Annotated in this window: 17 protein-coding genes and 1 pseudogene; 10 read left to right on the top strand and 8 right to left on the bottom strand. The window is 53.5% G+C overall.

Annotation, left to right across the window (positions count from 1 at the left end; genetic code table 11):
• Positions 1-463: 463 nt before the first annotated feature.
• The 6 genes from BLU11_RS07245 (at position 464) to BLU11_RS07220 (ending at position 5,993) form a co-directional block, all read left to right on the top strand.
• Positions 464-1,249, top strand: coding sequence for an NAD(P)-binding domain-containing protein (locus BLU11_RS07245; protein WP_090272718.1), 786 nt, complete (start codon positions 464-466; stop codon positions 1,247-1,249).
• A complete protein-coding gene (locus BLU11_RS07240) occupies positions 1,246-2,319 on the top strand; it encodes an ABC transporter ATP-binding protein (RefSeq protein WP_090272717.1) in 1,074 nt (357 codons plus the stop codon). The genes BLU11_RS07245 and BLU11_RS07240 overlap by 4 nt, the downstream gene beginning before the upstream one ends.
• Positions 2,320-2,431: 112 nt before the next feature.
• Entirely contained in the window at positions 2,432-3,583 is a 1,152-nt protein-coding gene (locus tag BLU11_RS07235; RefSeq protein ID WP_231702284.1) for an ABC transporter permease, read from the top strand.
• A 5-nt stretch (positions 3,584-3,588) separates the two neighbouring features.
• On the top strand, positions 3,589-4,434 hold the full coding sequence (locus BLU11_RS07230; RefSeq protein WP_090272715.1) for an ABC transporter permease: 846 nt from the start codon (positions 3,589-3,591) through the stop codon (positions 4,432-4,434).
• A 52-nt stretch (positions 4,435-4,486) separates the two neighbouring features.
• Positions 4,487-5,551, top strand: a complete 1,065-nt coding sequence (locus BLU11_RS07225) for an ABC transporter substrate-binding protein (protein ID WP_090272714.1) — start codon at positions 4,487-4,489, stop codon at positions 5,549-5,551.
• A gap of 67 nt (positions 5,552-5,618) precedes the next feature.
• The gene (locus tag BLU11_RS07220) at positions 5,619-5,993 is read left to right on the top strand and encodes a cupin domain-containing protein (RefSeq protein WP_090272713.1); all 375 of its coding nucleotides are present in this window, start codon (positions 5,619-5,621) and stop codon (positions 5,991-5,993) included.
• 148 nt (positions 5,994-6,141) lie between these two features.
• On the opposite strand, the gene ydiJ is transcribed toward BLU11_RS07220, so the two are convergent.
• From ydiJ to BLU11_RS07200, 4 genes are all read right to left on the bottom strand, one after another.
• The gene (gene ydiJ, locus BLU11_RS07215) at positions 6,142-9,204 is read right to left on the bottom strand and encodes a D-2-hydroxyglutarate dehydrogenase YdiJ (RefSeq protein WP_090272712.1); all 3,063 of its coding nucleotides are present in this window, start codon (positions 9,202-9,204) and stop codon (positions 6,142-6,144) included.
• Positions 9,205-9,284: 80 nt separating this feature from the next.
• Positions 9,285-9,647, bottom strand: a complete 363-nt coding sequence (locus tag BLU11_RS07210; protein WP_090272711.1) for a RidA family protein — start codon at positions 9,645-9,647, stop codon at positions 9,285-9,287.
• A complete protein-coding gene (locus tag BLU11_RS07205; protein ID WP_090272710.1) occupies positions 9,647-9,997 on the bottom strand; it encodes a cupin domain-containing protein in 351 nt (116 codons plus the stop codon). The genes BLU11_RS07210 and BLU11_RS07205 overlap by 1 nt, the downstream gene beginning before the upstream one ends.
• Before the next feature lie 65 nt (positions 9,998-10,062).
• The gene (locus tag BLU11_RS07200) at positions 10,063-11,379 is read right to left on the bottom strand and encodes an NAD(P)/FAD-dependent oxidoreductase (protein WP_090276313.1); all 1,317 of its coding nucleotides are present in this window, start codon (positions 11,377-11,379) and stop codon (positions 10,063-10,065) included.
• 230 nt (positions 11,380-11,609) lie between these two features.
• Here BLU11_RS07200 and BLU11_RS07195 point away from each other — a divergent pair, with 230 nt between their 5' ends.
• Both BLU11_RS07195 and BLU11_RS07190 read left to right on the top strand, forming a co-directional pair.
• The gene (locus BLU11_RS07195) at positions 11,610-12,548 is read left to right on the top strand and encodes an ornithine cyclodeaminase family protein (protein ID WP_090272709.1); all 939 of its coding nucleotides are present in this window, start codon (positions 11,610-11,612) and stop codon (positions 12,546-12,548) included.
• A 188-nt stretch (positions 12,549-12,736) separates the two neighbouring features.
• The gene (locus BLU11_RS07190) at positions 12,737-13,795 is read left to right on the top strand and encodes a GlxA family transcriptional regulator (protein WP_090272708.1); all 1,059 of its coding nucleotides are present in this window, start codon (positions 12,737-12,739) and stop codon (positions 13,793-13,795) included.
• Positions 13,796-14,009: 214 nt separating this feature from the next.
• On the opposite strand, the pseudogene BLU11_RS19400 reads toward BLU11_RS07190, so the two are convergent.
• Positions 14,010-14,588: pseudogene (locus tag BLU11_RS19400) on the bottom strand (DinB/UmuC family translesion DNA polymerase); the annotation flags it as partial.
• A gap of 348 nt (positions 14,589-14,936) precedes the next feature.
• Positions 14,937-15,824 (bottom strand): LysR family transcriptional regulator, encoded by an 888-nt coding sequence (locus tag BLU11_RS07180; protein WP_090272707.1) that lies wholly within the window; start codon positions 15,822-15,824, stop codon positions 14,937-14,939.
• A gap of 122 nt (positions 15,825-15,946) precedes the next feature.
• Here BLU11_RS07180 and BLU11_RS07175 point away from each other — a divergent pair, with 122 nt between their 5' ends.
• Entirely contained in the window at positions 15,947-16,795 is an 849-nt protein-coding gene (locus tag BLU11_RS07175; protein WP_090272706.1) for a nitroreductase family protein, read from the top strand.
• 1,457 nt (positions 16,796-18,252) lie between these two features.
• Here the strand turns inward: BLU11_RS07175 and BLU11_RS07160 are convergent.
• Positions 18,253-19,176, bottom strand: coding sequence for a LysR family transcriptional regulator (locus BLU11_RS07160; protein WP_090272703.1), 924 nt, complete (start codon positions 19,174-19,176; stop codon positions 18,253-18,255).
• 376 nt (positions 19,177-19,552) lie between these two features.
• Positions 19,553-21,415: a MobH family relaxase gene (mobH, locus tag BLU11_RS07155; protein ID WP_090272702.1), complete on the bottom strand. Its 1,863-nt coding sequence runs from the start codon at positions 21,413-21,415 to the stop codon at positions 19,553-19,555.
• A 444-nt stretch (positions 21,416-21,859) separates the two neighbouring features.
• On the opposite strand from mobH, the gene BLU11_RS07150 reads away from it, so the two are divergent.
• Positions 21,860-24,724 carry a SpvB/TcaC N-terminal domain-containing protein gene (locus tag BLU11_RS07150; RefSeq protein ID WP_172828678.1) on the top strand — a complete coding sequence of 955 codons (2,865 nt, stop codon included), beginning with the start codon at positions 21,860-21,862 and terminating at the stop codon, positions 24,722-24,724.
• The last annotated feature ends 24 nt before the right edge of the window (positions 24,725-24,748 follow it).

Below are 24,748 nucleotides of genomic sequence, written 5' to 3'. Positions count from 1 at the left end.
TGGCACTAAAGGTTGCGCCATGGTGCCATTATCCAAGGCATTGGCACTGCTGTGCTGAGGGATTGCGGCATTAATTTGGATTAACCACGCTTTTTACATGTTCAAATTCTTCTGCCAATCGTCCTTTTCTTTATAGGCGCGAGATACGTCCCCACGCAGAATGGAACCATACGTTGGGGAGTAGATTGCAATGAAAACAAGAAAAACACCCGATAACGATACATATGACCGGCTTTATTCGATCAGAAACCTCATATCCCGTGCTACCTGCATCACTCGCAAACGTGCTTGCAGGGCGGTTGCCTATCGAGCAGCCCCAACTCACAGTTGGTTTCCTGTTCCCACCACACAAATTGCTCGTCGAAAGTACCAGTTGGAATAACCACCCTCGACCGGAGCCCGCCAGTTACTGATCAAACTGTACAGGGCCAATTGATAACAATTAGATAAAAAAGGTGAACTCATGAAAAGCATTGGTGTACTAGGTGTCGGCGACCTGACTGAAAAAGTTCTGAGAGGCCTGCGTAGAGGAGGTTTCTCTGCTCCCATCTACCTTAGCCCCCGAAATGCCTTGAAGGCGGAAGCTCTCGCCAAGGAGTTCCAATGCGAAGTATTGGACAGCAACCAGGCTGTGGCTGACGCGGCAGATATTCTGTTTCTTGGAGTTCGGCCTGAAAGCCTGGAATCTCTTGCGAGAAGTGTGAATATCCGCCCCGAACACCAACTGGTTTCGTTCATCGCAGGTGCTTCCCATCAAGAAATAAGGCGCTTGTTCGGCACTGCCAATACAACCAGATCCATGCTTTCCTACGCAGTTGAAACCAATCACGGGACCGTCGTACTGAACCCTCCCAACAGCGATATAGAGTCCCTGCTATCTCCTCTGGGCATCGTGGTCCCTCTCCAACGTGAAGAACAATTCGAGCTGGCAACGGTGGCGGCTTGTGTTAACGGATGGTTTTACTTCTTGCTGCATGATCTGCATGCCTGGATCACCGAAAAAGGTATTGACTCGGATCAGAGCAGACAGTTGATCCTGGGTAGCCTGGGCGACTGCGTCGCCTACTCGAGACTGCATCACGATAAGACATTTTCAGAGCTGGGCAACTCTATTTCAACGCCGGGAACCTATACAGCACAAGGTCTGGAAGTTCTTGGCCATCACCAGGCAAACGCTGCATGGAAAGCTGCCTGCGAAGTGGTTCTGGAAGCATTGTCTGCCCAATCCAGCGAGGGTGCAAAAAAATGACTTCAGACTACGTATCCTTCCGCAATGTACAGAAAAGCTATGACGGAGACACGCTGGTAGTTAAGAACTTCAGCCTCGACATAAGCAAAGGCGAGTTTTTGACCATGCTCGGACCATCCGGCTCAGGCAAGACTACCTGCCTGATGATGCTGGCTGGTTTCGAAACGCCTACCAGCGGGGAAATACGCCTTGATGGCCAGATGATAAACAAAATGGCACCGCACAAGCGCGGCATCGGCATGGTATTTCAGAACTACGCGCTGTTTCCGCATATGACCATTGCGGAAAACCTCGCCTATCCGCTGACCGTCAGAAAGATGCCGAAAGCCGAGATTGAGCAGCGGGTCAACACCTCTCTCGATATGGTGGAGATGCGGGACAAGAAGAACCGCACGCCAGGCCAACTGTCTGGCGGTCAGAAGCAGCGTATCGCTCTGGCCCGCGCCCTGATCTTCGAACCAAAATTGGTATTGATGGACGAGCCGCTCGGCGCACTCGACAAAAACCTGCGCGAGCAGATGCAGTACGAAATCAAACGCTTGCATGAGCGGCTCGGGATTACCGCAGTTTATGTAACGCATGACCAGACCGAAGCGCTGACCATGTCTGATCGTATTGCCGTATTTGATGACGGGATAGTGCAGCAGGTTGCTTCACCTTCCGTACTCTATGAAGAGCCCGCAACCGCCTTTGTCGCTAACTTCATTGGCGAAAACAATGCTTTCGCAGGCCGCTTGGGCCGGCTTGCCAATGGCAAGCGGCAGATCGAAATGCCCAACTCCTTCATTCAGACCGAGCATGACAGTGCTGGCCAGGAAGGCAGCCCGGTTGTGTTGTCCGTGCGCCCTGAGCGCATCATGTTGGCGCCCGGTGAGGACGTTGAGAACCGTTTTACCGCACGGGTCAAGGAACTCATTTACCACGGAGATCACATCCGCGCCTGCGTCCGAGTCTTCGATCAAAGCGATGTAGTGTTGAAACTGATCAATTCTCCAGGGCTGCGCGTGCCGACACTGGGCGAGCAGGTGACTATCGGCTGGCGCGCCAGCGATTGCCGGGCATTGGTATGACAATATGAACACAACAACAGCTTACATAGCTCCGCTTCCCGAAACGAAGACCAAGAGCTCTCTCCAGCATGAGCTTCGACGCGCTGAACGCATTCACCGTATACGAGCCTTTTTGCTGGTACTGCCATTGCTGGCATTCGTCATCACTTTTTTTGTGATGCCCATCGGCACTATGTTGGTCCGTAGCATCGAGAACGTTAACATCATTGAGCTGCTTCCCCAGACCAGTGGCCAACTGAAGCATTGGGACGGCAAGGAGCCACTGGGTACGGAAGTCTATTCCACTTTCGCCAGCGAATTGGTCCAGCTGCGCGAGAACCGGGATATCGGTCGGCTGGCCGGCATGCTCAATCAGCAGGAATCTGGCTTACGCAGCCTTATTCTCGGCACCGGACGCAAGCTTGATCCAGAAAGCGGGGTACCGGCTTACACCCAGCTGACCCAGGCAGATCCACGCTGGGGTGCAGATGATACCTGGTTGCTACTCAAGCGATTGTCCAGTCGGTACACAGCAGATTATTACCTGGCAGCATTGGACTATGAAAAAACCTCGGCAGGGGAAATCCGCAAGGTTGCGGAAACGCGACAACTCTATATCAGTAACTTTCTCAATACTCTGGGTCTTACCGTCAGTGTGACCCTGGTATGCCTGCTGCTTGGCTATCCAGTTGCCTTTCTGTTGGCAAATACCAGCCAGAGCCGTTCTAACCTGTTGATGATATTGGTACTGCTCCCCTTCTGGACCTCTTTGTTGGTGCGCACCACGTCCTGGATAGTCATGCTTCAATCAGGCGGTGTAGTCAACTCGACACTGCTGAGCCTGAATTTGATTGAAGAGCCGCTACAGCTGATATTCAACCGTATCGGCACAGTGACCGCGATGAGCCATATATTGCTGCCATTCATGATTCTTCCGCTATATAGCGTAATGAAGGGTATCGACCCTGCCTACATGAAGGCGGCAAGGTCTCTCGGTGGTAATCCGCTGAATGCATTTATCCGGATATATGTTCCACAGACATTACCCGGTATCGGCGCTGGCACCATATTGGTATTCATCCTGGCCATTGGATATTACATCACTCCCGCTTTGGTGGGTGGCAGAAGCGGTCAGATGATAGGCAACTTTATCGCATACCACATGCAGACCTCGCTCAATTGGGGGCTGGCATCGGCGTTGGGTGGAATATTGCTAATCGTCGTAATAGGCATGTATTGGCTTTATACCAAGCTTGTTGGCGTCAACAATTTCAAGATGGGTTAACTATCATGTTTCCTTCCTATGCAACTCTGACTGAAAAAATATGGCTGACCTTCTTTTATGCATTGTGCATAGCGGTATTTATCTTTCTGGCGCTGCCCATACTGATCATCATACCGCTCTCGTTCAATGCCCAGCCCTACTTCACATTCACTCCCGAAATGCTGAGGCTGGACCCCGCTGGTTTCTCGCTTCGGTGGTACAAGGAGATTTTCAATAATGCTGCCTGGCTGGCATCAATCAAAAACACCTTGATCATCGGAAGCATATCGACGGTCCTGGCAACCATTCTGGGCACCATGGCGGCCTTGGGGCTGAGCCGCAAGGAAATGCCCATGCGCGAAACCCTGATGGCTCTGTTGATCTCTCCGATGATCGTCCCGGTGATCATTTCGGCTGCCGGTATGTATTTCTTTTTCGCCAAGCTGAGTCTGAATGAAACCTACCTCGGCGTCATCCTTGCGCACACTGTGCTGGGAACGCCGTTCGTTGTCATCACGGTGACATCGACCTTGGTTGGCTTTGACCACAGCTTGATCAAGGCCTCCTTGAGCCTGGGAGCCTCCCCCATCCGGACGTTTTTCTCGGTCGTCCTGCCGAGCATCCGTCCCGGCGTTATTTCCGGGGGACTTTTCGCCCTGGCAACCTCATTCGATGAGGTCGTTGTAGTCATGTTCGTTGCAGGAGTTGAACAACGGACAATCCCCCGTCAGATGTGGTCGGGACTGCGGGAGCAGATAAGCCCAACCATTCTCGCTGTAGCCACACTTCTCATCGTCATGTCCGTCCTGCTTCTGGCGACACTGGAGCTGATGCGGCGTCGGAGCGAAAAAGCAAAAGGAGTAATAGCATAAAAAAATAATCTTCACCCCCATTTAACTGACAACATAACGCAGGAAAATAAAAATGAACAAGATCATGTTAGTAGTAGTTGGTGGGCTATTCGGAGCGCTCAGCGTCAATGCCGTTGCCGACGATTCGCTGACTTTGGCACTCTGGGGCGGAGCGTACGCCAATGCCCAGAAGGAATCGATGCTCAAGCCCTACACCAAGGAGCACGACGTCAAGTTTCTGATAGATGACTATAGTGGTGGCCTTGCAGAAATCCGCGCTCAGGTCGAATCCGGAAGCCAGCGATGGGATATCGTCGACATGATGGGCGATGAAGTCATGCGGGCATGTGATGAGGGACTGTTAGAGACGATTGACAAGTCCATACTGCAAGCAGGTGACGACGGTACCGCCGCGCTGGATGATTTCCTGCCCCATACCCTGTCGGACTGCGGTATTGGTACTGTGACCTGGTCCACGGTAGTGGCTTATAACAAACAGGCTTTCCCGAATGGCGAGCCCTCCAGCCTGGCCGACTTCTTCGATACCGAGCGCTTCCCTGGCAAACGGGGCTTGTTCAACAAACCGCAAAACAACCTTGAATGGGCACTGATCGCTGACGGCGTTCCCGCGGATCAGGTATACGATGTTCTTTCTACCGAAGAGGGAATGGCTCGAGCATTCAAAAAGCTCGACACCATCAAATCCGATATTGTCTGGATGACCACCGGCGCTCAAGCACCGCAACTGCTTGCCTCAGGCGAGATCGTGTTTACCAGTGCCTACAACGGGCGTATCCAGGATGCGATCGATGTCGAAGAACAGCCATTCAAGATTATCTGGGACCGACAATTCGTTGAAGTAAACATGTTTGCGATTCCGAGAGGGGTCAAAAACAAGGAGCGAGCTGAGGAGTTCATCAGGTTTGCGTCTTCCACCACACCACTGGCCAATCTGCCTAACTGGTTCGCCAATGGTCCGACCCGCAAGTCTTCGCTGAAACAGATTGAGCCGGAGATATCCTCCACCCTTCCGACCAATACGCAAAACATGGCCACTGCGCTGAACCTTGATCACAACTGGTGGGCCGATCACGCAGATGAGCTCAACGAGCGATTCAATGTCTGGCTGAACAACTGATCATGAAGCGACGCCTGGGCTACAGGCTCGGGCGTCAATTCACAAAAACAATAGGCACCTGTTCATCATGAATACCAATGTTGTTGACTTGACTGGGCGCGAATTGATTTCTCCAGATGATGTCGACTGGCAGAGCATGTCAGTCGATGGGCGCGTACTGGATGGGATTAAGATGTACCCCCTGACCACCACACCCGATGGCTGGCAGAGCTACTGGATGAAACTGAACCCTGGTGTGCGTTCGATCATGCATCGCCATAGTGCGGTAGAAATGATCGCTGTAATGCGTGGCAGCCTCGAGGATTGTGATGGAGCTACGTTCAATACGTCCGAAGTGGTGGTCTACCCAGAGGGATCTACTCATCTTCTTTCCACGCATGAAGGGTGCATACTGCTGGTAGTGGAAAGCAAACCCTCTACTGTTGTTGCCGAAGGGCTTTAACCGGCCCGCACTGACCAGCCTGAGGTATGCCGGCCATGCGATCACTCCTGATACAAGGTGATCGCATGGCCGTTTCATTATTATGGATGGGGATTCAAGGCTGGGTGCGGTGGTCAACATGACGCAGATATCCACCACCCCCATTAGCTTAGCAATGCAGGTTGCTCTCACGCACATACGCCAGCAATGCCTGCAAAGGGTGAGCAATTGTCTTGCCTTCCATCCGCTTGACCTGGCTGCGGCAGGAATAACCGTCTGCCAACAAGTTGTCGGTGCTCTCATGCTGTGCGATCAAGCGCCCCCAAGACTGTGCATAAATCGTCTTCGAGGTTTTCAGGTTACGTGTTTCATGTCCATAGGTACCCGACATGCCACAACAGCCTGTGGCCAGCACTGACAGCCCCAATCCCAAACGCTCGAATACGGCCTGCCATTGCCCGACACTGGCTGGTGCCGTGGTCTTCTCGGTGCAATGGGCGAGCAATTGATAAGAGCACTCAATCTCGCCAGCATCCTCTTCAGGCTGCGGCAGCACCTCCAGTAACCACTCCTGGATGAGCCGTACGTTAGGCAATTTAAGCCCGGACACCTTGGTATATTCCTGCCGATAGGCCAAAGTCATCGCAGGATCCAGGCCAACCAGTGCCACCCCGGTTGCATCCAGTTCGGACAACGCCGCGCCAGTACGACGCGCCGTTTTTTCGAAAGCCCCGAGAAATCCCTGAACATGCAACGGTTTGCCATTGGCGAAGAAAGGTGCGAGATAGACGCGGTATCCCAGTCGGCTGACCAACTCGATCAAGTCCATCGCTACCGAGGCCTCGAAGTAGCGGGTAAACGCATCCTGAACCAGGATCACGCTACGCTTACGTTCTGCCGCAGACAATCGATTCAGCCGCGCCGGCGTGGCCATTTCCACGTTCCAGTGCTTGCAGGTGCCGGCGAAGTCCAGATAGCTGAGTCGCGGGCTATCGACCATGCCAGCCACTCGTTCAAGGAACAGCTGTATTGGCGCGAAACCCATCAGCCCGTTGTAAAGCCTTGGAAAACGTGCCAACAGGGGGATACTGAATTCCAACGAGCCGATCAGGTAATCCTTCAATGGTCGTAGATAGCGCCCGTGGTATAGCTCCAGAAAGCGCGAACGGAAATCCGGCACGTTGACCTTCACCGGACATTGCCCTGCGCATGACTTGCAGGCCAGGCAGCCTGCCATGGCCTCGTAGACCTCATGGGAAAAGTCCTGTTCACCCCGCCGCATAGCCAGCGTGTTACGCAATTTGCGAAACGGAGCAGATAGAGATATCTCCTGTCGCAAACGAGCACTTTGCGACAGCACATCAATACCCATATCGCCCTGCTGTCGCAACCATTCTCGCATCAGGGACGCTCGCCCCTTGGGCGATTGACGACGATCCCGGGTCGCTTTCCATGAGGGGCACATGGCATCATCAGGGTCGAAATTGTAGCAAGCTCCATTGCCATTGCACTGCACTGCCGTGTCATAGCTCTGCCATACCTGCTCGGCGATAGTACGATCCAGGTCGCCCCGTAAGGTAACCCCATCCACCGCTGTAAGATGCACCTCCGGCATGCTGGCTGGCGTGGCAATCTTGCCGGGATTCAGCTGGTTGAACGGATCAAAGGCTGCCTTGAGTTGCTGAAGGGCGGGATAGAGTCCACCAAAGTACTTCGGTGCGTACTCCGAGCGCAGCCCTTTGCCATGCTCGCCCCACAACAACCCCCCATATTTCTGCGTCAGCGCAGCCACCGCATCAGTGATCGGCCGAATCATCGCGGCCTGTTTCGGATCTTTCATGTCCAGCGCCGGACGCACATGAAGAACACCGGCATCGACATGCCCAAACATGCCGTACTGCAACCCGTAACCATCCAGCAAGGCGCGAAATTCGAATATGTACTCGGCAAGGCGCTCCGGCGGAACAGCTGTGTCCTCCACAAAGGGTTGAGGCCTTGCCTGTTCTTGCACATTGCCAAGCAGGCCAACCGCGCGCTTGCGCATGGCGTAGACCTGCTGAACTGCCTCTTCCCCGATCGCGAGTGTGTGTCCCAGCCGATCGGCACTCCCGTCAGCCTGGATATGTGTGATAAAGCTTTGTACACGTTGCTCAAGCTCCAGCCAATAATCACCGCTGAACTCGACAAGATTGATGCCCTGCGTCGGAATGTCCGAATTATCCGGAAAATATTCAGCCACCTCATGCCAGACGATGTCCTGCATGGCCAACATGAGCACCTTGGAATCCACCGTCTCAATAGATAAGGGCTTCTGCTCCATCAACGCCTTGGCGTCACGCAGGGCACTCATGAAACTGGAATAGCGAATATTCACCAAGATCGAGTACTTCGGAATCGGCAGCACGTTCAGCTTTGCTTCCACGACAAAGCCCAGGGTTCCTTCGGACCCGCACAACAGGTTATTTATATTAAAGCGGCCGTCCGGCTGACGCAGGTGCGCCAGGTCGTAACCAGTCAAGCAACGATTGAGTTGGGGAAATGTCGTTTTGATCAGCTCCGCATGGCTATCTGCAATGTCCCGGGCACTCTGCAGCACCTCCGCACACATGCCATCACGCTGAACATTCGACTGCAACTCACTTTCAGTCATGGGCTTGCCGTGCAGCAGCTCGCCTCCCAGCAACACCGTCTGCAATTCCAGAACATGGTCTCGGGTCTTCCCGTAGGTACAACTGCCCTGCCCGCTGGCATCGGTATTGATCATGCCGCCGATGGTTGCACGGTTCGAGGTCGACAGCTCGGGAGCAAAGAACAACCCATGCGCACGCAGAGCCGCATTGAGCTGATCCTTGACTACCCCACTTTGCACCCGAACCCAGCGCTGCTCGGCATTTATTTCCAGAATGCCGTTCATGTGCCTGGACAGATCAACTATCACACCCTCAGTCAGGGACTGTCCGTTGGTGCCGGTACCCCCACCACGCGCTGCCAAGACAATACCGCGAAACTCAGTTCGCACCGCCAATCGCGCCAAGCACCCGACGTCGGCAACATCCATTGGAAACACCGCAGCCTGAGGCAGCCGTTGATAAATGGAATTATCAGTTGCCAGCACCGTGCGCATTGCATAGTCCGGGGTTATCTCTCCACGAAACCCCGCTTGACGCAGTTGCTGGAGAAATCTGTGATAGTCCCGGGCAAGCCGGTGCTCGGGTACAAGACGGGCGATCATATGACATGTCCTGCTGGGTCAGAGTGACAGAACAGCCGTACCAGCCTGCTCTGTTTCAGCGAGTGATTCGGATCCGGTTACTACCTTTGGGCCCAAGCCTGGATTTCGATCAGGTAGTCGGCGCTGGCCAGCTGGGCACCTACGCAGGCGCGGGCCGGTTGGTGCTGTTCACCAACCCAGGCGTCGTACACGCTGTTCATCGCCTCGAAGTCCTGCATGTCCGCGAGCCAGATCTGCACCCGCAGCAGGCCTTCTCGCCCGACATCAGCTCTGGCCAGAAGCTCATCAAGTTGCGCCAGTACGTCCCGTGTCTGCCCAGCTACATCCGCTGTACAGTCGTTTGCCACCAAGCCGGAGGTTTCGACACGGTCACCTGCGATAACCAGCTTGCTGGCCCGGGCTGTGGTGTCAATTCGCGTAATGGTGCTTGTCCGGATGCCCATCAGAAGATCACATAGGTCTTGCGGAACTGCTCACGAATATCCCAGACACCTTCACAGTTGGCCGGAAAGAACACCGCATCGCCGGCTCGTAGCTCCACCGGCTCGCCACCGTCCGGAGTGAACACGCACCAGCCGGAGATGATGTGGCTGAACTCGCGATTCATGATATGCCGGCGGAACACACCCGGGCTGCAATCCCAGACGCCCACTGACGCCCCGGACTCATCCAGGGTAACGTCCTGTCCCAGCCGGGATTGGGCAATCACCTCACCCACCGGCAGCTTGGCCGGCGTCAATTCACCCATGGGGGATTGTTCAGCCTGCCTGATTACCGTCAGTTTCACGGACATGTCATTACTCCTCTGAAAATGCCCGGAGAGTCCGGGCAGGATATTGATGGATGGTCGGGACCTGTTCAGCTTTCCTGTCCGGCACGATATTGTCCCCAGTACAGACTGGAGTTCACTCCGATGGATAGCAGCGGCTCCGGTGGGTTGGCACTGGGGCCAGCGGAGGACAGCAGGAAGTCGATCAGTTCGCTGTCTTTACCAGCCAGCCAGTCCGCCAGCAGCATGCCGGTTCCGGTCCCCCTGGTGATACCCAGGCCGTTACAGCCCAGGGCGCCGTAGACATCCTTACGCAATGGCCCGAAATGCCCGGCATGGTTGCGTGTCATGCACATGGCGCCACCCCAGGTGTATTCGAACTCGATATTCGGCAACATCGAGAAGCGCCGCTCAAAAGACCTGCGCTGCATCTCGGTGGCGGCCGTCAGCACCTGACGGTTGGTCTTGCCGTCAGGGTGATAACGCATCATGTTGCGCACCAGCAGGCGTTGATCCGGCGTGCGGCGCAGGGTAGTACCAAAAGGGTCGCCGGGGATAATGCCCCACTGCTGCTTGCCGCCCAGCCGAATCTGCTCTTCGCTGGTAAGCGGACGCGTCATGCTGGCATAGGTAAACACCGGCAGCAGTCGCCCTTTCAGAAACCCGAATTGCGAAGCAAACGCATTGTTGGCCAGTACCAGCTTATCCACGACCACGCTGCCGGTAGAATGGCTCAACACAATCGGGCTTGAATACTCGACCTCGGTCACTGCGCAGTTCTCGAACAGCGTTACGTTCTGCGGCAAACTGTCGGCCAGGCCTTTGACCAGGCTTGCCGGCTGCAACAGCATGGTGCCGGGAGTGAACAACGCCTTGCGATAGAACGAGGTGCCAATATGCTCCGGCAGATCCTTGCCGTCGATCACCTGGTAGCTCTGTCCCAGCCTGTCCAGTCCGCCCATATAAGCGTCGAGTACTTTCAGGCCCTTGTTCTCTACCGCGGCCTGATATTTCCCCGCGGCAGCCAGCTGGCAGTCGATACCGTACTGTGAGACCAGGGCGCTGATCTGCTGCTGTGCGTACCGATTCAACGCCAGACTCATCTTTGCCTTGGCAGGATCACCGATATAGTCCGCCGCGCCAATATCATGGGGCAGGTCAATAGCGAAGCCCGAGTTTCTGCCCGAAGCACCGAAACCGATTTCCTGCGCTTCCAGCAGCACAATCTGATCGTCCGGAAAGTTGCTACCCAGCTGACGGGCAACGGCTAGGCCGGTCAGTCCAGCACCCACTACTGCCCAACGGGCGCGGGTGTTCCCCTTGGCAGCTTCGCAGGGGACCCTCCTTTTGCTTAGGTCAAACCAGCCACAGACCTTATCATCAGCAGGTGTTTCTCTTATTTTCATATTGACTGCCTCGTAAACCATGCCCCGATTCTGCTGCCGGCGCCACGGAATACCTATAAGGAAAATGACAATTAGCAGAAGCTTTGCCATTCCCGAAACAGCAGAGCACGCGGCCTACCCGACAGTGCCCAGAGCCTTCCAGAAACGGTCAGCCCTGTTATATGTCAGCACCGGAGAACGGGTGATAATGTTGCCGCCACGAGCATGTTGTCGAAACGGAGGGTAATGCAGTGCGATTCATTTCAGCGGAGGAAATCTCTGCAGTAGTAAGCTGGGATGGTGTGTTGAACGCGCTGTATGCTGCCCATCAGGATGCCCGTCCGCTCGGTGACAACGTCTTTGTCGGCGACACCGACTATGGTCTGTTCACCCGCAGTGTGGTGCTGCCCGGTCTGGGGGCTGGGGTCAAGGTGTCATCCATCTACCCGGCCAACAGCATGGCAGTCCCTGCGCAACCTACCGAACAGGCAGTGTTTCTGGTTATTGATGAACAAACCAAAGCTATCGCCGCGATTCTCGATGGACCGACTATCACTCGCTGGAAAACTGCCGCCGACTCCGCTCTGGCAGCGCAACGTCTGAGTCGTGATGACAGCCGTGTGCTGTTGGCACTGGGCTCCGGCCCCATCGCCCAAGCGCTGGTCGAGGCCTATCTGCACATCCGCCCTTCGATTGACACCATTTTGCTCTGGAACCGTACAACATCACGCCTGACCGAAACCCATGAGCTGCTCCAGCGCCGGGGCATCAAGGCGCGGATCGTCACCGATCTCGACGCTGCTGTTACCGAGGCGGACATCATCACCTCCGCCACCAGCAGCACCAGCCCGTTGATTCGGGGAGCACTGATCCAACCCGGCACCCATATCGACCTGGTGGGTGGATTCCGTCCGGACATGCGTGAAGCGGACGATGATGCGGCAAGGAACAGTCGCATTTTTGTCGGCGATCACGCCAGCGCAGTTCAATCCGGAGACCTGCATGGCCCACTGAAAACCGGCATCATTAGCGCAGAACAGATCGAACTCGATCTGTATGGCCTTTGCCAGCAACCCTCCATCCAGCGTGCAGACGAGGATATAACCCTCTATAAGAACGCTGGCGGTGCCCACCTTGATCTGATCGTAGCTCAGCATGTGCTGAGCCAACTGAAAAGCGTGGCGGCATAACCACCTGTCCGAAACATCATCCCGGGCCGTCCGAAATATTACAGATCAAGTGTCTCCTGTTATATTCATGACATCCGGGTTACACCTAGCATGTAAGTTCAGCATGGTATGGCTTCTTTGCCACGCCTTATACCCCGCTGCCGCCTTGATATTTTTTCAGGGATGACTGGTACGTGAGGACAAAAACAATGAAATTTTCCAGCACTTATGAGATACCCAGCATTGAGGACAGGGAGGTGGATGCCACTGTCAAACCTGACCTGCGTGTTGGTTTTATACTGATGAACCAGTTCACTCTGGTTCCCGTGGCCGGACTGGTGGACTCGTTGCGTTTCGCCGCTGACCGCTCATTTCGCAGCCAGCAAATATTCTGCAAATGGGACTGGATGACCTGCCACGATCAACCCGTTACCGCTAGCTGTGGCATGCCGGTTTCACCCACCAAGCCGCTGAGCGTCATTGGTGAATATGATTACGTGGTACTGGCTGGCGGGTTGTTGAGTGAAACTCGCAACCCACCGGTGTGGTTGCTGGATTTGCTACGCGAGCTGCATCAGGCTGGCACCCAGATCATCGCCCTGTGCTCCGGCTCGTTTGTACTTGGTCAAGCGGGCCTGCTTGATGGACGCCGCTGTGCAGTCCATTTCACCATTCGAGAAGAGTTCATCCAGCGCTTCCCCCTGGCCGAGGTGTTAACCGACAAAAGCTATGTCGATGATGACGGCATTTTTACCTGCCCTGGCGGCACTGCAATCGACCTGGCTTCCAACCTGATCAGCCGGCATTGCGGTACCGTACGAGCACAAAAAGGCCTGGAATACCTGTTGGTGGAAGATGAAGAAATCCAGCGGCAGACACCGGCGGACAAGCCCCGAGTCACCGAGCTGCATGTGTACAAAAACGACATGGTCGAACGCGCTATCAGCTACATGCGCAGTCATATGGATGCCCCCGACTCCTTGGCCGCTGTAGCGCAGAGTATCGGCACCAACGAGCGCCAGCTGCACCGTGCCTTCATTTCCTGTACCAACGAATCACCCGCCCGGTACTGGCGCAGACTCCGTCTGGACTATGCCCGACAGTTGTTGATGAACACCAACAAGCACGTTACTCAGATCGCCTACGCGACCGGCTTCTCGGACGCTTCCCACTTCATTCTCTGGTTCCGCAAGCAGTTTGGCGAAACGCCCAACTCGTTCCGTAAACGGCGCCATGAGATAGAAAAACTGATCAATACTGGGCACTGATCCTCGCCCAGCGATTCAGCAATCATTAAATGGTCCATGATGACTGAACCGCGGGGTACCAGGCTAAAACCAGTGCCCCGCTGCGGCGTTAGCATCTAAACCGCCTGCAGCTATTCCTGATCCAGCTCGAGGGGTCTCTAACAGCCAATGAGTAGAAGCCCTCCCCACCCGGACAGGTTTAGAAAAGAGCTCCTCCTCAGAGCCCAGCGCCAAGCACGCTAGCCGGGCGTAGTGTTCCCCTTCCCCATCGCGCATTGATCTGATCCAGAACCTCCATCACCCGCTCAGTTGAGGCGGGCTGCATGGTCGCAAATAGATCATCTGTGAATTCACCGCGCTGCCGCAAGTCGAGCAGCAGGATCTCGGCCTTGGCATATGCATAACCGCTGCAGAAAACAGCATCCAGCCCAGCCTGAGCTGCTTTGATCACCAGTCGGGTATCATCGGTTGGATAAGGCAGCTCACAAACCACACCTTTGGCAAATTTCGCCTCGTCTGGATTGAACATGCCGGTGCGGATGCTAATGCGGACCTTTTTGCACAGTGATCCCTGGGCGCGCAGCTTCTCACATGCTCGAGCCACATAGGTGGCCACGGCCTCGCGGATCGGCCACTCCCCCGGTCTGATGCTGCCAGCGCTTGGCTGCAGCGTTGGCCAGTTTTGCCAACGTCTTGGTCGATGCGATCCCCACACCGGTTGGGATGCCAGTCAATTGCAGCGCTTTGGCTCGAATCTGCCGTGCTGATGTTCAAGCTCGTTAATGCCGGTTAGATCGGCAAAGGCCTCGTCAATATAAAGGAAATAACACGCTATGGACATGGCTCCATGCCTAGTCACACCGCTATCCAGACCTACGTCTGTTTGTCCATAGGAAGAAGCCATTATTATGCGATATGGATCGGTCATGTCCATAGCGCATCGGGTAACCCAATCGTGCTCACAGACCGTTTGCACTGGCTTTGACCACAGATTTCGCTCTACTTCACCCCGTCCCCTTCCGCGACAGAGACGCGACAGGCAGAGAACGGCCAAAAGCGGACGTCCAATCATCCAATGCGTGCGTCTTCCTGGGGGCAGCGTCCACTGACATTTTTGCAGTCCGAAGAAGCTAGCCGGTGGCCCCGGTTTCAACCGCCGCGATCATACGGCTAGCCGCTCCACAACCCAGTCTACGAACACACGTACCCGAGCATTCAACTGCTTATTCGATGGATAGATCACTGAAATGGGTATCGTTGAGCAGGTGTGCTTCTCAAGGATTGGTACGATTGCACCGGACTCAAAAAACCGGGCCGCCACAAAGGCAAATGTCTGTCCTATCCCCGCTCCATTCACGATCATATTGATATGGCTGGCACTATCATTCGTGGCGACATCGAAGCGGGAAATAAGGTGCTCTCCACCTCGCTTGCTGAAACGCAATGGCCAGACCTCTCCGTTTGAGGCGCTGAAATACCCTACGATTTGGTGATGCTCCAAATCAGCTGGAGATGACGGCGTACCATACTGCATCAAGTATTCGGGGCTTGCACATGTCACCAGCTTGTCTGTAAAAAGCGTTTTTGCAACCAACGAAGAATCTGCCAACTGCCCGGCACGTATTACACAGTCGGCTCCCTCCTCAATCAGGTTGACAGGGCGATCGCTAACTCCCAGTGCTACCTGGATGTGGGGGTGTCCCTCTCTGAACTCCTTGAGTACCGGTATCAAAAGAAACTGAGCCAGCGAGGAGTGAAGGTCAACTCGAAGCCTGCCGCGTGAGGCAGCAGCTACGCCACGTAATTCAGCCTCGGCCTCATCCAGCCGCGCAACTAACTGTGTGACGTTCTGGTAGTACTTGGCTCCCTCCGTAGTGAGCGCAATCGTGCGTGTCGTTCTCTGGAGAAGCTTCGTACCAAGATGCTGTTCGAGCTCCTGTACTGCCTTGCTGACGGATGAGCGCGGCATACCTAAGTGAGCAGCCGCTTTGGTGAACGACCGGGTCTCAACGATCCGTTGAAAGGTGCGAATTGCTGTCAGATGATCCATCTGATGATTCTAACCGCACCCCACCCATTGTCCACACGCGTGGATTAAGTAGCCGCATTTTAGTGGCTTATCTTTGCCACCTAGAACGTGATTCTTTGTCCAAATTTCTTAGGAGACCTCAGATGACTGGACTTACGAATGCACAAATCGACCTTCTTCGACAACGCTACGGCAACCAGGTGAAGCCTGAAAAAGTCATCATGACTCCAGTGGTCGAAGCGATGCTTCGCCACAAGTCTGTCCGGACATTCTTGCCGGATGCGCTGCCTGAAGGTGCGATCGAAACGATGGTCGCGGCCGCCCAATCGGCATCAACTTCCTCGGCCCTCAACCAGTGGAGCTTGGTAGCTGTCACGGATGTGGCCTTGAAGAAAGAGATCCACGACACCGTCGCCCGTGAAGTAAAAGTTGATCGCCTTCCATGGATATTGGAAGCTCCAGCACTCTTGCTCTGGGTAGCGGATACATCTCGTTCGGCGGCCATCACCCGCGACCAAGGTGGCGACCCATTCGTCCTGAACTACCTAGACTCGTTTCTGATGGCATCCGTGGACGCCACACTGGCAGCTCAAAACGCTTCTCTTGCAGCCGAGTCAATAGGCTTGGGTATCGTTTATCTGGGAGTTATGCGAAACATTGCCAAGGAGTTGGCCAGCATTATCAACCTGCCCGAGCACGCCTTCGTCACCTTCGGCATGGCTCTGGGGCGTCCTGACCCAAGCCGCACCAGTGCTATCCGTCCGCGTCCTGCGCAGCCGGTGGTACTGCATTACAATCGCTACAATCAAGAAGACTACCGCGACTACGTGGAAGGCTATGAGCAAGCGAGTCAGGACTTCCGCATCCAACAAAAAATGTCGCCCAAGACCTGGAAGGGTGCCCTGCACAACTCTATGACGAGCATGGAGTATCTGGGCGGTCGTAAAGAGTTGCGCGAGATGGTGGTAGAGAAAGGCTTCAAGCTGCTCTAGAACCCATCCGCTTCAATTCAGCGCTTGTAAAGGGCTGTTCTCACGTCAGACCGCGCAGGATCTCTTTCTCATGAGAGTAGAACTTCGAGTATGACTATTGTTCTTAGTATGAAGCTAAAGCAAGGCTAAGTCTTGGAGCAGATCCAATAGTTCATCCATTCACGCTGGTGACCGCTTCTGATCTCTGCCCATAGCGTCTCTGCCATCTACTGGTCAAGTCGGGTACAAGAAGTGGTCAACATTAATGTACTTGGTTGGTCTGCCGTGTGCAGTTACGCACCAGAATACCCAATGAAGAGCTTTTCGAGCGCCCTAGTGTGCGACAAGCCAAACTTCACGGTTAACCCGGTCTCGTTTACTGCATTCGCAATCCTCCCAACGACGCCAGCCAGGTCCGCATAAACTCGGCCATCATCGTCATACATATCCTCTATAACTTTATATTCCCAAACGCCAGTCTTCACGTTGGCGGCAATAAACTCCGAGTTACATGTTATTCATGATATATTCCTTTTACATTCAAAGCGCCGCAGCATGAGGAACAGAGTTAGAAAGAAGAACGAGGACGTTGCCCACAGCTTTCGAGAAGAACTCTTCCACTGGAGATAATCATCCAAGCTAAGCAAATACTCTCCACGATACCTCAATGAAACAACCTTGTTTGACTCATCAACTCTAACCATGAGCAAGTCCCCTTTCTGCAAGCTATAATACATCTCTCTCTGCTCATTGTTTGACCATAGGCGCGTGATTGGGCTATAGCGGCGACCATTAAAAGCCAGATGCATGTTTGATCTACCGTTATGAGTGACATGTTCAAGCTCAGCTTCATACTCTGGAGATATATCCCGATCTTTTATTGCCATTAAATAAAGTACAAAAAAATCAAAGATAAAAATAGAGAACACTTTTTATAAAACCCGGAATATGCCCCCCCCTAATCGAACTCAGTCTAAGCACATCAGATCCCTGTGACCTAAAAATAAAGCATGAGAACACATTTTTACCAACTGTCACCGTTCCACAAGACTTTCGTTCACATACTTTCGCAACGGGCTCAAGAAGTATTCGATAACTTTACGCCTGCCTGTCTTCACCTCCGCTCTGACCGCCATTCCCGGTGATAAAGGCACCTGCTGGCTACCGATCAGAATGCTGTTGGGGGCTAGCTGAATCCGCGTGCTGGGCAATGCTCGACCTGCTTCCCGGGTCGTTCATCTGTCATTGGCAATCCTTGGCACAGATATCATTAGATAAACGCTCACTCAGACCGCAAAACTATCCCGTAACAAGATGTGTAGCAAGCGACCAAAGTGCCTAACTAGAGGCTTCATATGTTATTTGTGAGAATGTTCGCATTCTTGGCTTTTTAGACCTAACAACGAAAACCTTGCGTGTCTGTTTTACTCTGAAATGCGATAAGATCTGCGGCCGTTTTTAGGCATAGAGGTAGACATCTATAAAGACCGGTTTACTCCGGATACCAATGGCACTGAATCCTCAACACTGTTCAGTACCCGCGCGACAAACCCTTCCAATTGCGAGGATTGCATAGTGTCAGGCCTCAGTAAATACGTAATGAGTGCAGAGTCCTCTATATCCAGCGGTCGCGCCACAATGTCTGGATACTGGCCCATCGCAACATGCGACAATGTGGTAAATCCCACACCGTATCCAGCCGCGACCAATGCCAGCATCATATCCATGGAAGTCACATGCTCTATGACCATGGGTTCAGTGTCACCCCGACGCAAAATTTGATTGAGCTGGTGGCTACATCCCGTATAGATTTCCGGATGGCATAATACCAGCGGATGGCGAAGCAGCTCCGACAAGGGAATCTCAGCATGAACCAAAAGGGGGTGCCGTATCGGTACGGCAATCACCAAGGGATCGCTCCAGACCGGTCGTGCAATAATCGAATCTCCCACATCCGCTGAGCGAGAGAATCCCGCATCAAAAGTGTTATCACGCAGTCCACGCAATTGAGTTGACAGCGGTACTTCAGTTATCCGAACGTCTACATCCGGTACCTCTTCCCGGCAGCGTGCGAGAACCGGCGCCAGTTGAGGCAGAGCCGCACCGTCAGACAATGCGATTCGCAATGTACTGCGATAGCCAGACGCCGCGGCCATCACGCTTTGTTTTGCATGCTCCAGGGCCATGAATACATGCTTAACTTCCTGCATAAGCACCTTACCCGGATGCGTTAAACGAGTGCTGTGACGGTCACGTTTTAACAGCACGACACCCAGCTCTGTTTCAAGCTCTTTTATGGTGCGCGATAGCGGTGATGGCTCAATGTGCAGCCTTTTCGCCGCACGTGTGAAATGCAGCTCCTCGGCTACCACCAAAAAACACCGCAGATGCCGCAGATCCATGGGGTCTCCAATTCTATTTTTAGGGTTAGTATTGGACCAATACTGGCCAGCAGCGCGCTCGCTCACGACTCCGATAGCGGGCGAATACTCACTAACCGTTATAATCAGCGAATTTGACTCGCGACAGAAACCTTCACGCCCCAAGATAGTATAATTCGAATTTCATCTGATATTAAACAAAAGGCTAACACCGGAAGCCTAACAAGAGAGCTTCGCTATATATATTACAAACCAATGAAAAATGTTACGCAACATTTGCTGTATACCTTCCATTTTCAGCTGTTTTTATCGTTTCCGAAAAAATGTTACGTAACATTAACCATGTTACTCATATGTCACTTTTAGATTTTTACCAGATAAATCCTGTAAAAAACGATTAACCACTTAAAGCATCGATAGAGCCAGGTGCGTTATTCACGTTCGATTCCGCTTTCAGAGCCAGATAAGGGTTGTTGGTGGGAGCCAACTCGAATAGCACGGACGCCTCGTTCAACAGATAGCCGTGAAGCTGCCTGGATTTTCGCGGTCCCGAGACCACACATATCCATATATTCAGGCCGCTTGGGTGCTTGCGGTGCAGTTGAAGCCGCTCGAATCGCTTCTGTACCCACCGCCACTCAGATAAGCCCTCCTGCTTTGCCAGCGTTTTGACCTGCAGATATTCCTGCGCATAACGCTGGAATATCCCCGGGCTGACGAGGTAGGCAGTATCGGCCACGGTATGCACCAGCGCCCGTGCATCATTGATGATCAGCTTGCGTGCTTGGATGCCCTGACGCAGCCAGGCTATAAAATGCTCCCCCGACGGCAACTCGGCTGGTCGAGCATCTTCGATTGGAACAGGCCGAGCTGGTTGATTACTCGGAATGGCATCAGGCGGCTGCGTCCTCGCCTGCTCTGATACCGCCTCACTGATCGGCGTGGCATCCGCCTCGAATAAACTCAACAGAGCATCTACGTCATCTATAACGGGAGCAGGTGGTGTGCTGGATAGAGTGGATGGCAGGGATTGCGCACCTTCCTGCGGTAGTAGCACTGCAGTGGTGCTCGAAATAGCCTGGGAATCGGAGCTATCTGTGCCCGCCTCCTCTTGTTGTGGTACCACGGTTCCGGCATAGGGATCAGGCCGCTCCTCCGCCTCCCAGACCAATGCAGGCGCCAGACGCAGAAAGGTGAAGGCGTGCGACCAACCGGCCTCACTGGTCACCTTGGCTTTCCAGATCGCCTTGCCACCTGGTGTGGGCTGCAGGATGCCGTGATCCTGCAACACATCAAAGACGGCGGTATTGTTGGCGGGGATGCCCTCGATTCCCTGCGAAAGCAGGTGCGCACGCAGCTTATCCGAGACGGTTTTACTGACCAGCCAAAGTGCATCTTCGGTAAACCACCCGTCCGAAGCCTGGGGCTGATTGAGTTTCAGCTCATCGCGCAGCAGGTAACGCAGGCCTTCGAGCAGTTTGCGCTGAAGAGCATGCTTGGGGGCAGCCATGGCCTTGGTCGGATCACCCCCCAGCGCTTGGGCCACCGACGCCTGATCGGCTTTGATGATCAGCTCACCGAGCACGCCCGCGTGTTCGTATTGGCCGGCCAGCACATACAGCAGCGACGACCATAGTTCGGGATAGTTGCTGAGCCAATCCAGAGTGTCACAATCGAGTACACGGGTATAGAGCAGCCCGGTAGCGGCGCCATGCAGCCGGTACTCACGATCCTTACGGTAGCGAAAGCGGTACGGACGCCGCACTGGGCCATGCCACGGGTGCCAAATACCGCCGTCGGTGTATTCCACATGAAGATCCACCGCTATCTTGCCAATGTCATGGAGCAAGGCGGCATAGGCTATGGCGGCTGTCCAGGCTTCGGCCTGTGCGGATTGATCCTCGGGAGCAGCACCAACAGGCAACAGATGTGATTGCTTCAGCTTGAGGGCAAAGGCAACAATCTCCAGACCATGATCCAGCATGCCCCCATGGTAGGCATGATGATGCGCCTCGGAGGCGGGAAATTGCTGAACCAGTTCTGCGTAGCGCTCCAGAGGCGCCAGATACAGCTTGGCAAACTGTATGCGGGAGAGCGAGGTGCGTTGCCAGATATGTTCCAGCAGACGCTGTCTGCGTGCCGTAGCGAGCAGTGCAGTAGCCGACTCAGGTTGAATCAGCCCACTGGGCAGTTCAGCTATCGGAGGTGAGGTGATCTCGATGGCCGACGGTTTCCTTTTGCGCTGGAACAGCGAAAGCATGGCGACATCCCATAGTGGGTAGGGCCGGGGGCAACCTTTTGGCCTTCGGATAGAGCCTTTCCCCTTCAGTTCCATTATTCCCTTTCCGACCCTTTTGGCCCTCACTAAAAGCTTTGGTATAGGCCAGGGCCGCGAATGAACGCGACAATGTATATGGCACGGCACCAAGCGGTTTTTTACGCTTTCTGTTCCGGAGACCTTGCTTCTTTCAGGCAGGATTGTGTCAGATACATCGCCACACCGAAATCTTGCGAGGGGAGCAAGATATCCAAGCCTAATCAGAAGTTTCGCTATTTGTTAAGCAAAGGGAATGGGCACGTTTTTAGTGAATTTAATTAGACTGCTAAATATAAAAAATGAAATAAATATGAAATGAAAATTTCACTATTATTGGAGCGCTACTAATTTTAATATTCAAAAAATATTGCCTACATGGATGTAACAATGACCAGAAAAAAAGAACCCCTGTGTGGGCTGGTATCTGTCTGTGCCTTAATCCTTTTCAGCGTTTCGTCACTGGCATATGCGGCCGCCCTACCTGGCACTTCCCTAACCGGCGAATTAACAGTCACTCCCAGTGGCGCTGCAAGCTATCATCTACCACTGTTGATCCCCCCATCTCACTTCCCACCCAACCTCTCATTACAATATTCCAGCCAGGCCGGCAATGGTCCGCTGGGTTTGGGGTGGTCGCTCGGAGGTTTCTCACAGCTAAGTCGATGCCCGCGGGTCAAGGCGATCGACGGGGTAGATGATGGCGTCCTGCAATTCAACAACAATGATCGACTATGTTTGGATGGCCAGCGTCTGATACTGGTCAGCGGCATCTATGGTGGCAATAACGCAGAGTACCGTACCCAAATCGACAGCGGCCTGAAGATTGTCGGCAAGGGCGCTTTCTCCAGCAATACAGCCGCGTTTGAGATCAGGACACAAGACGGGCAGGTCATGCAGTATGGCCAGACAGCCAACAGTCGCAGAGGCATCACCCCGGCGGGTACCAGCACGGTCATTCCCACCGTCTGGGCTCTGAGCAGGGTTACTGACCGTTTTACCAACTATTACGATATTAACTACTTGTCAGATTCGGGCATGCTGTACCCACAGACTATCAATTATGCGGGGAATACGGTTTCAGGCAAAAATTCATTTCGTACCATTACGCTAGACTGGGCACCGTCTACGCCTAGGCCAGACATTATCCCTGTCTATGTGGGTGGAGGTGTCAGCGCTCAGGTTCGTTATCGGCTGGCCGGAGTCAGTAATAGTGTCAATTCAGCACGTTATCGGATCAGCTACACTCAGTCCGATGCAAGTTTGTCAACAATATCTAAAATAGAATATTGCCCAAACGGATCACTCATCAATTGTTTGAACCTTGAAAATCAATATGGGCACGGTAAAGACCCAGCCACAGGCAAACGAATATCGGACTTCACTAGGGTGCTAGCAAATTTCGGAGCAAGCCAAGGCTGGAGCAGTCAAAGTATACACCCAAGAGAACTTGCGGACATTAATGGCAATGGAAAATTAGCTATTGTTGGCTTCGCCAGCGACGGTGTTTATGTTTCATTACCCAGTGTACATGGGAGTTCATTTTATTCACCAGACAAGAAATTAAGTGACTTTGGAACATCGAAAGGATGGAGAAACAATGAGGAATTCCCTCGATTGGTGGTAGATGTCAATGGGGATGGCAAGGACGATATTGTAGGTTTTTCCTCGACGGGAGTCATGGTCGCGCTCGCAAACGGTAGTGGCTTCAACAGCCCCACACGATGGTTTAGCGACTTCGGAACGGGATCTGGATGGAAACATCAAGACTCCCACCTCAGGGGGTTGGCTGATGTTGACGGTGATGGGCTACCTGACATCGTTGGCTTCTCAAAAAGCCGAGTTATTGTGGCGTTAAACAAAAGGACGCGCTTCGAGAGTGCTCCAGCATTCTCCACCCTAACGGCTTTCACCGGTGACGCCGGTTGGAGCAGTAACGATTTGACTCCGCGTATGCTGGAAGATATGAATGGTGATGGGAAAGCAGATATTGTTGGATTTGATGTTAATGGAGCATGGGTTGCGTTATCAACTGGAAGCAGTTTTGACACTCCGACGAAATGGAGCTCTGAGAAATGGGGTCGATATCGCGCTAGAGGCTGTGGCCGAATAATATCTTGGGGTAGTCAAACAGCCTCGCCAAGAATGCTTGCGGATGTCAACGGTGATGGGTTGCCGGATGTAATCGGATTCGACTCAAAGTTCATTACGAGGCCCAACACAGGCTCCGACGGCCCATGCGATGACTTCCATGTGCCGAGGGTTTTTATGGGACAGCGCAGTGAAAGCCGGCCAAACCACTATGGCACTTTCAATATATCCGTGTTTCTAAACACCGGGAATTCCTTGGTACCTATTTCAACCGGAACACAAGAAATACCTCCCGTTGCCCTCTATCCCATGAGCGAGCCCACTGATGACGATCTGGTTTCGGCCCTAGCACGAGAGTCCTCTAGAGCTTTCCGGGGTTTACATGACTATAACGGTGATGGGATGGCGGATATAGTGCTGCAAAACAGATTCTCACCATCCAAAGTAGACTTTCTTGGCTTTCAGTCCGGCTCTCTAATATTGCTGGGAAGTGATACTTTCAACTCATCTATTCTAGACATGAACGGAGTCGAGTTTGCCAGCAACGAAAGTGGAGAAAGATACAGTGTCATAGGATTTTCTCCGGATGGGGTCAGAGCTGGGCGAAACCTTTCGGAAAACCCTGGCAGGATACTTTCCTTTAAAACAGACCTCGAAACTTCAACTATTTCGTACTCTCCCCTTCCACAGCTTCTTAGCTACTCGAGAGGCACAGGATCAACTTTCCCTATTGCAGATATTGCAGGAGGGATATCCGTCGTTCGGTCCATGGTCGTACCTGATGGGTTAGGTCGCTCTAGATCAATAAGCTATTCTTATGGCGAGCTACGAACACACTTTGATTATGGTTCGCTCGGTTTCAGGTGGGTGGAAGAACAGAGCCAGATAGATAAATACGACATGTGGGGGCAGCCCGCAAGTATTCTCAAGCGCAGTGAGTTTCATCAATCGTTCCCTCTAACCGGCTCCCTGCATCGCACCCAGGCTCAGCTTTGCGCTCCATTGGGTATGGATCCCAATGATCCGCCTCCCGTTGAATGCCAGGTTATATCACAGGAAGTCAGCGACTGGTCAGTCACCGAAACCGGCACCACAGCCGATCGCAAGGTCTACCGACCGCACATAACCAAGACCACCGAACATACCTGGGAACCTGCTCTGTAGGCAGGGCCCCGAACGGATACAACT

Origin of the sequence: Halopseudomonas litoralis (assembly GCF_900105005.1) — a bacterium.
Classification (GTDB): Bacteria; Pseudomonadota; Gammaproteobacteria; order Pseudomonadales; family Pseudomonadaceae; genus Halopseudomonas; species Halopseudomonas litoralis.
This window is presented reverse-complemented; position numbering and strand designations above follow the sequence as displayed.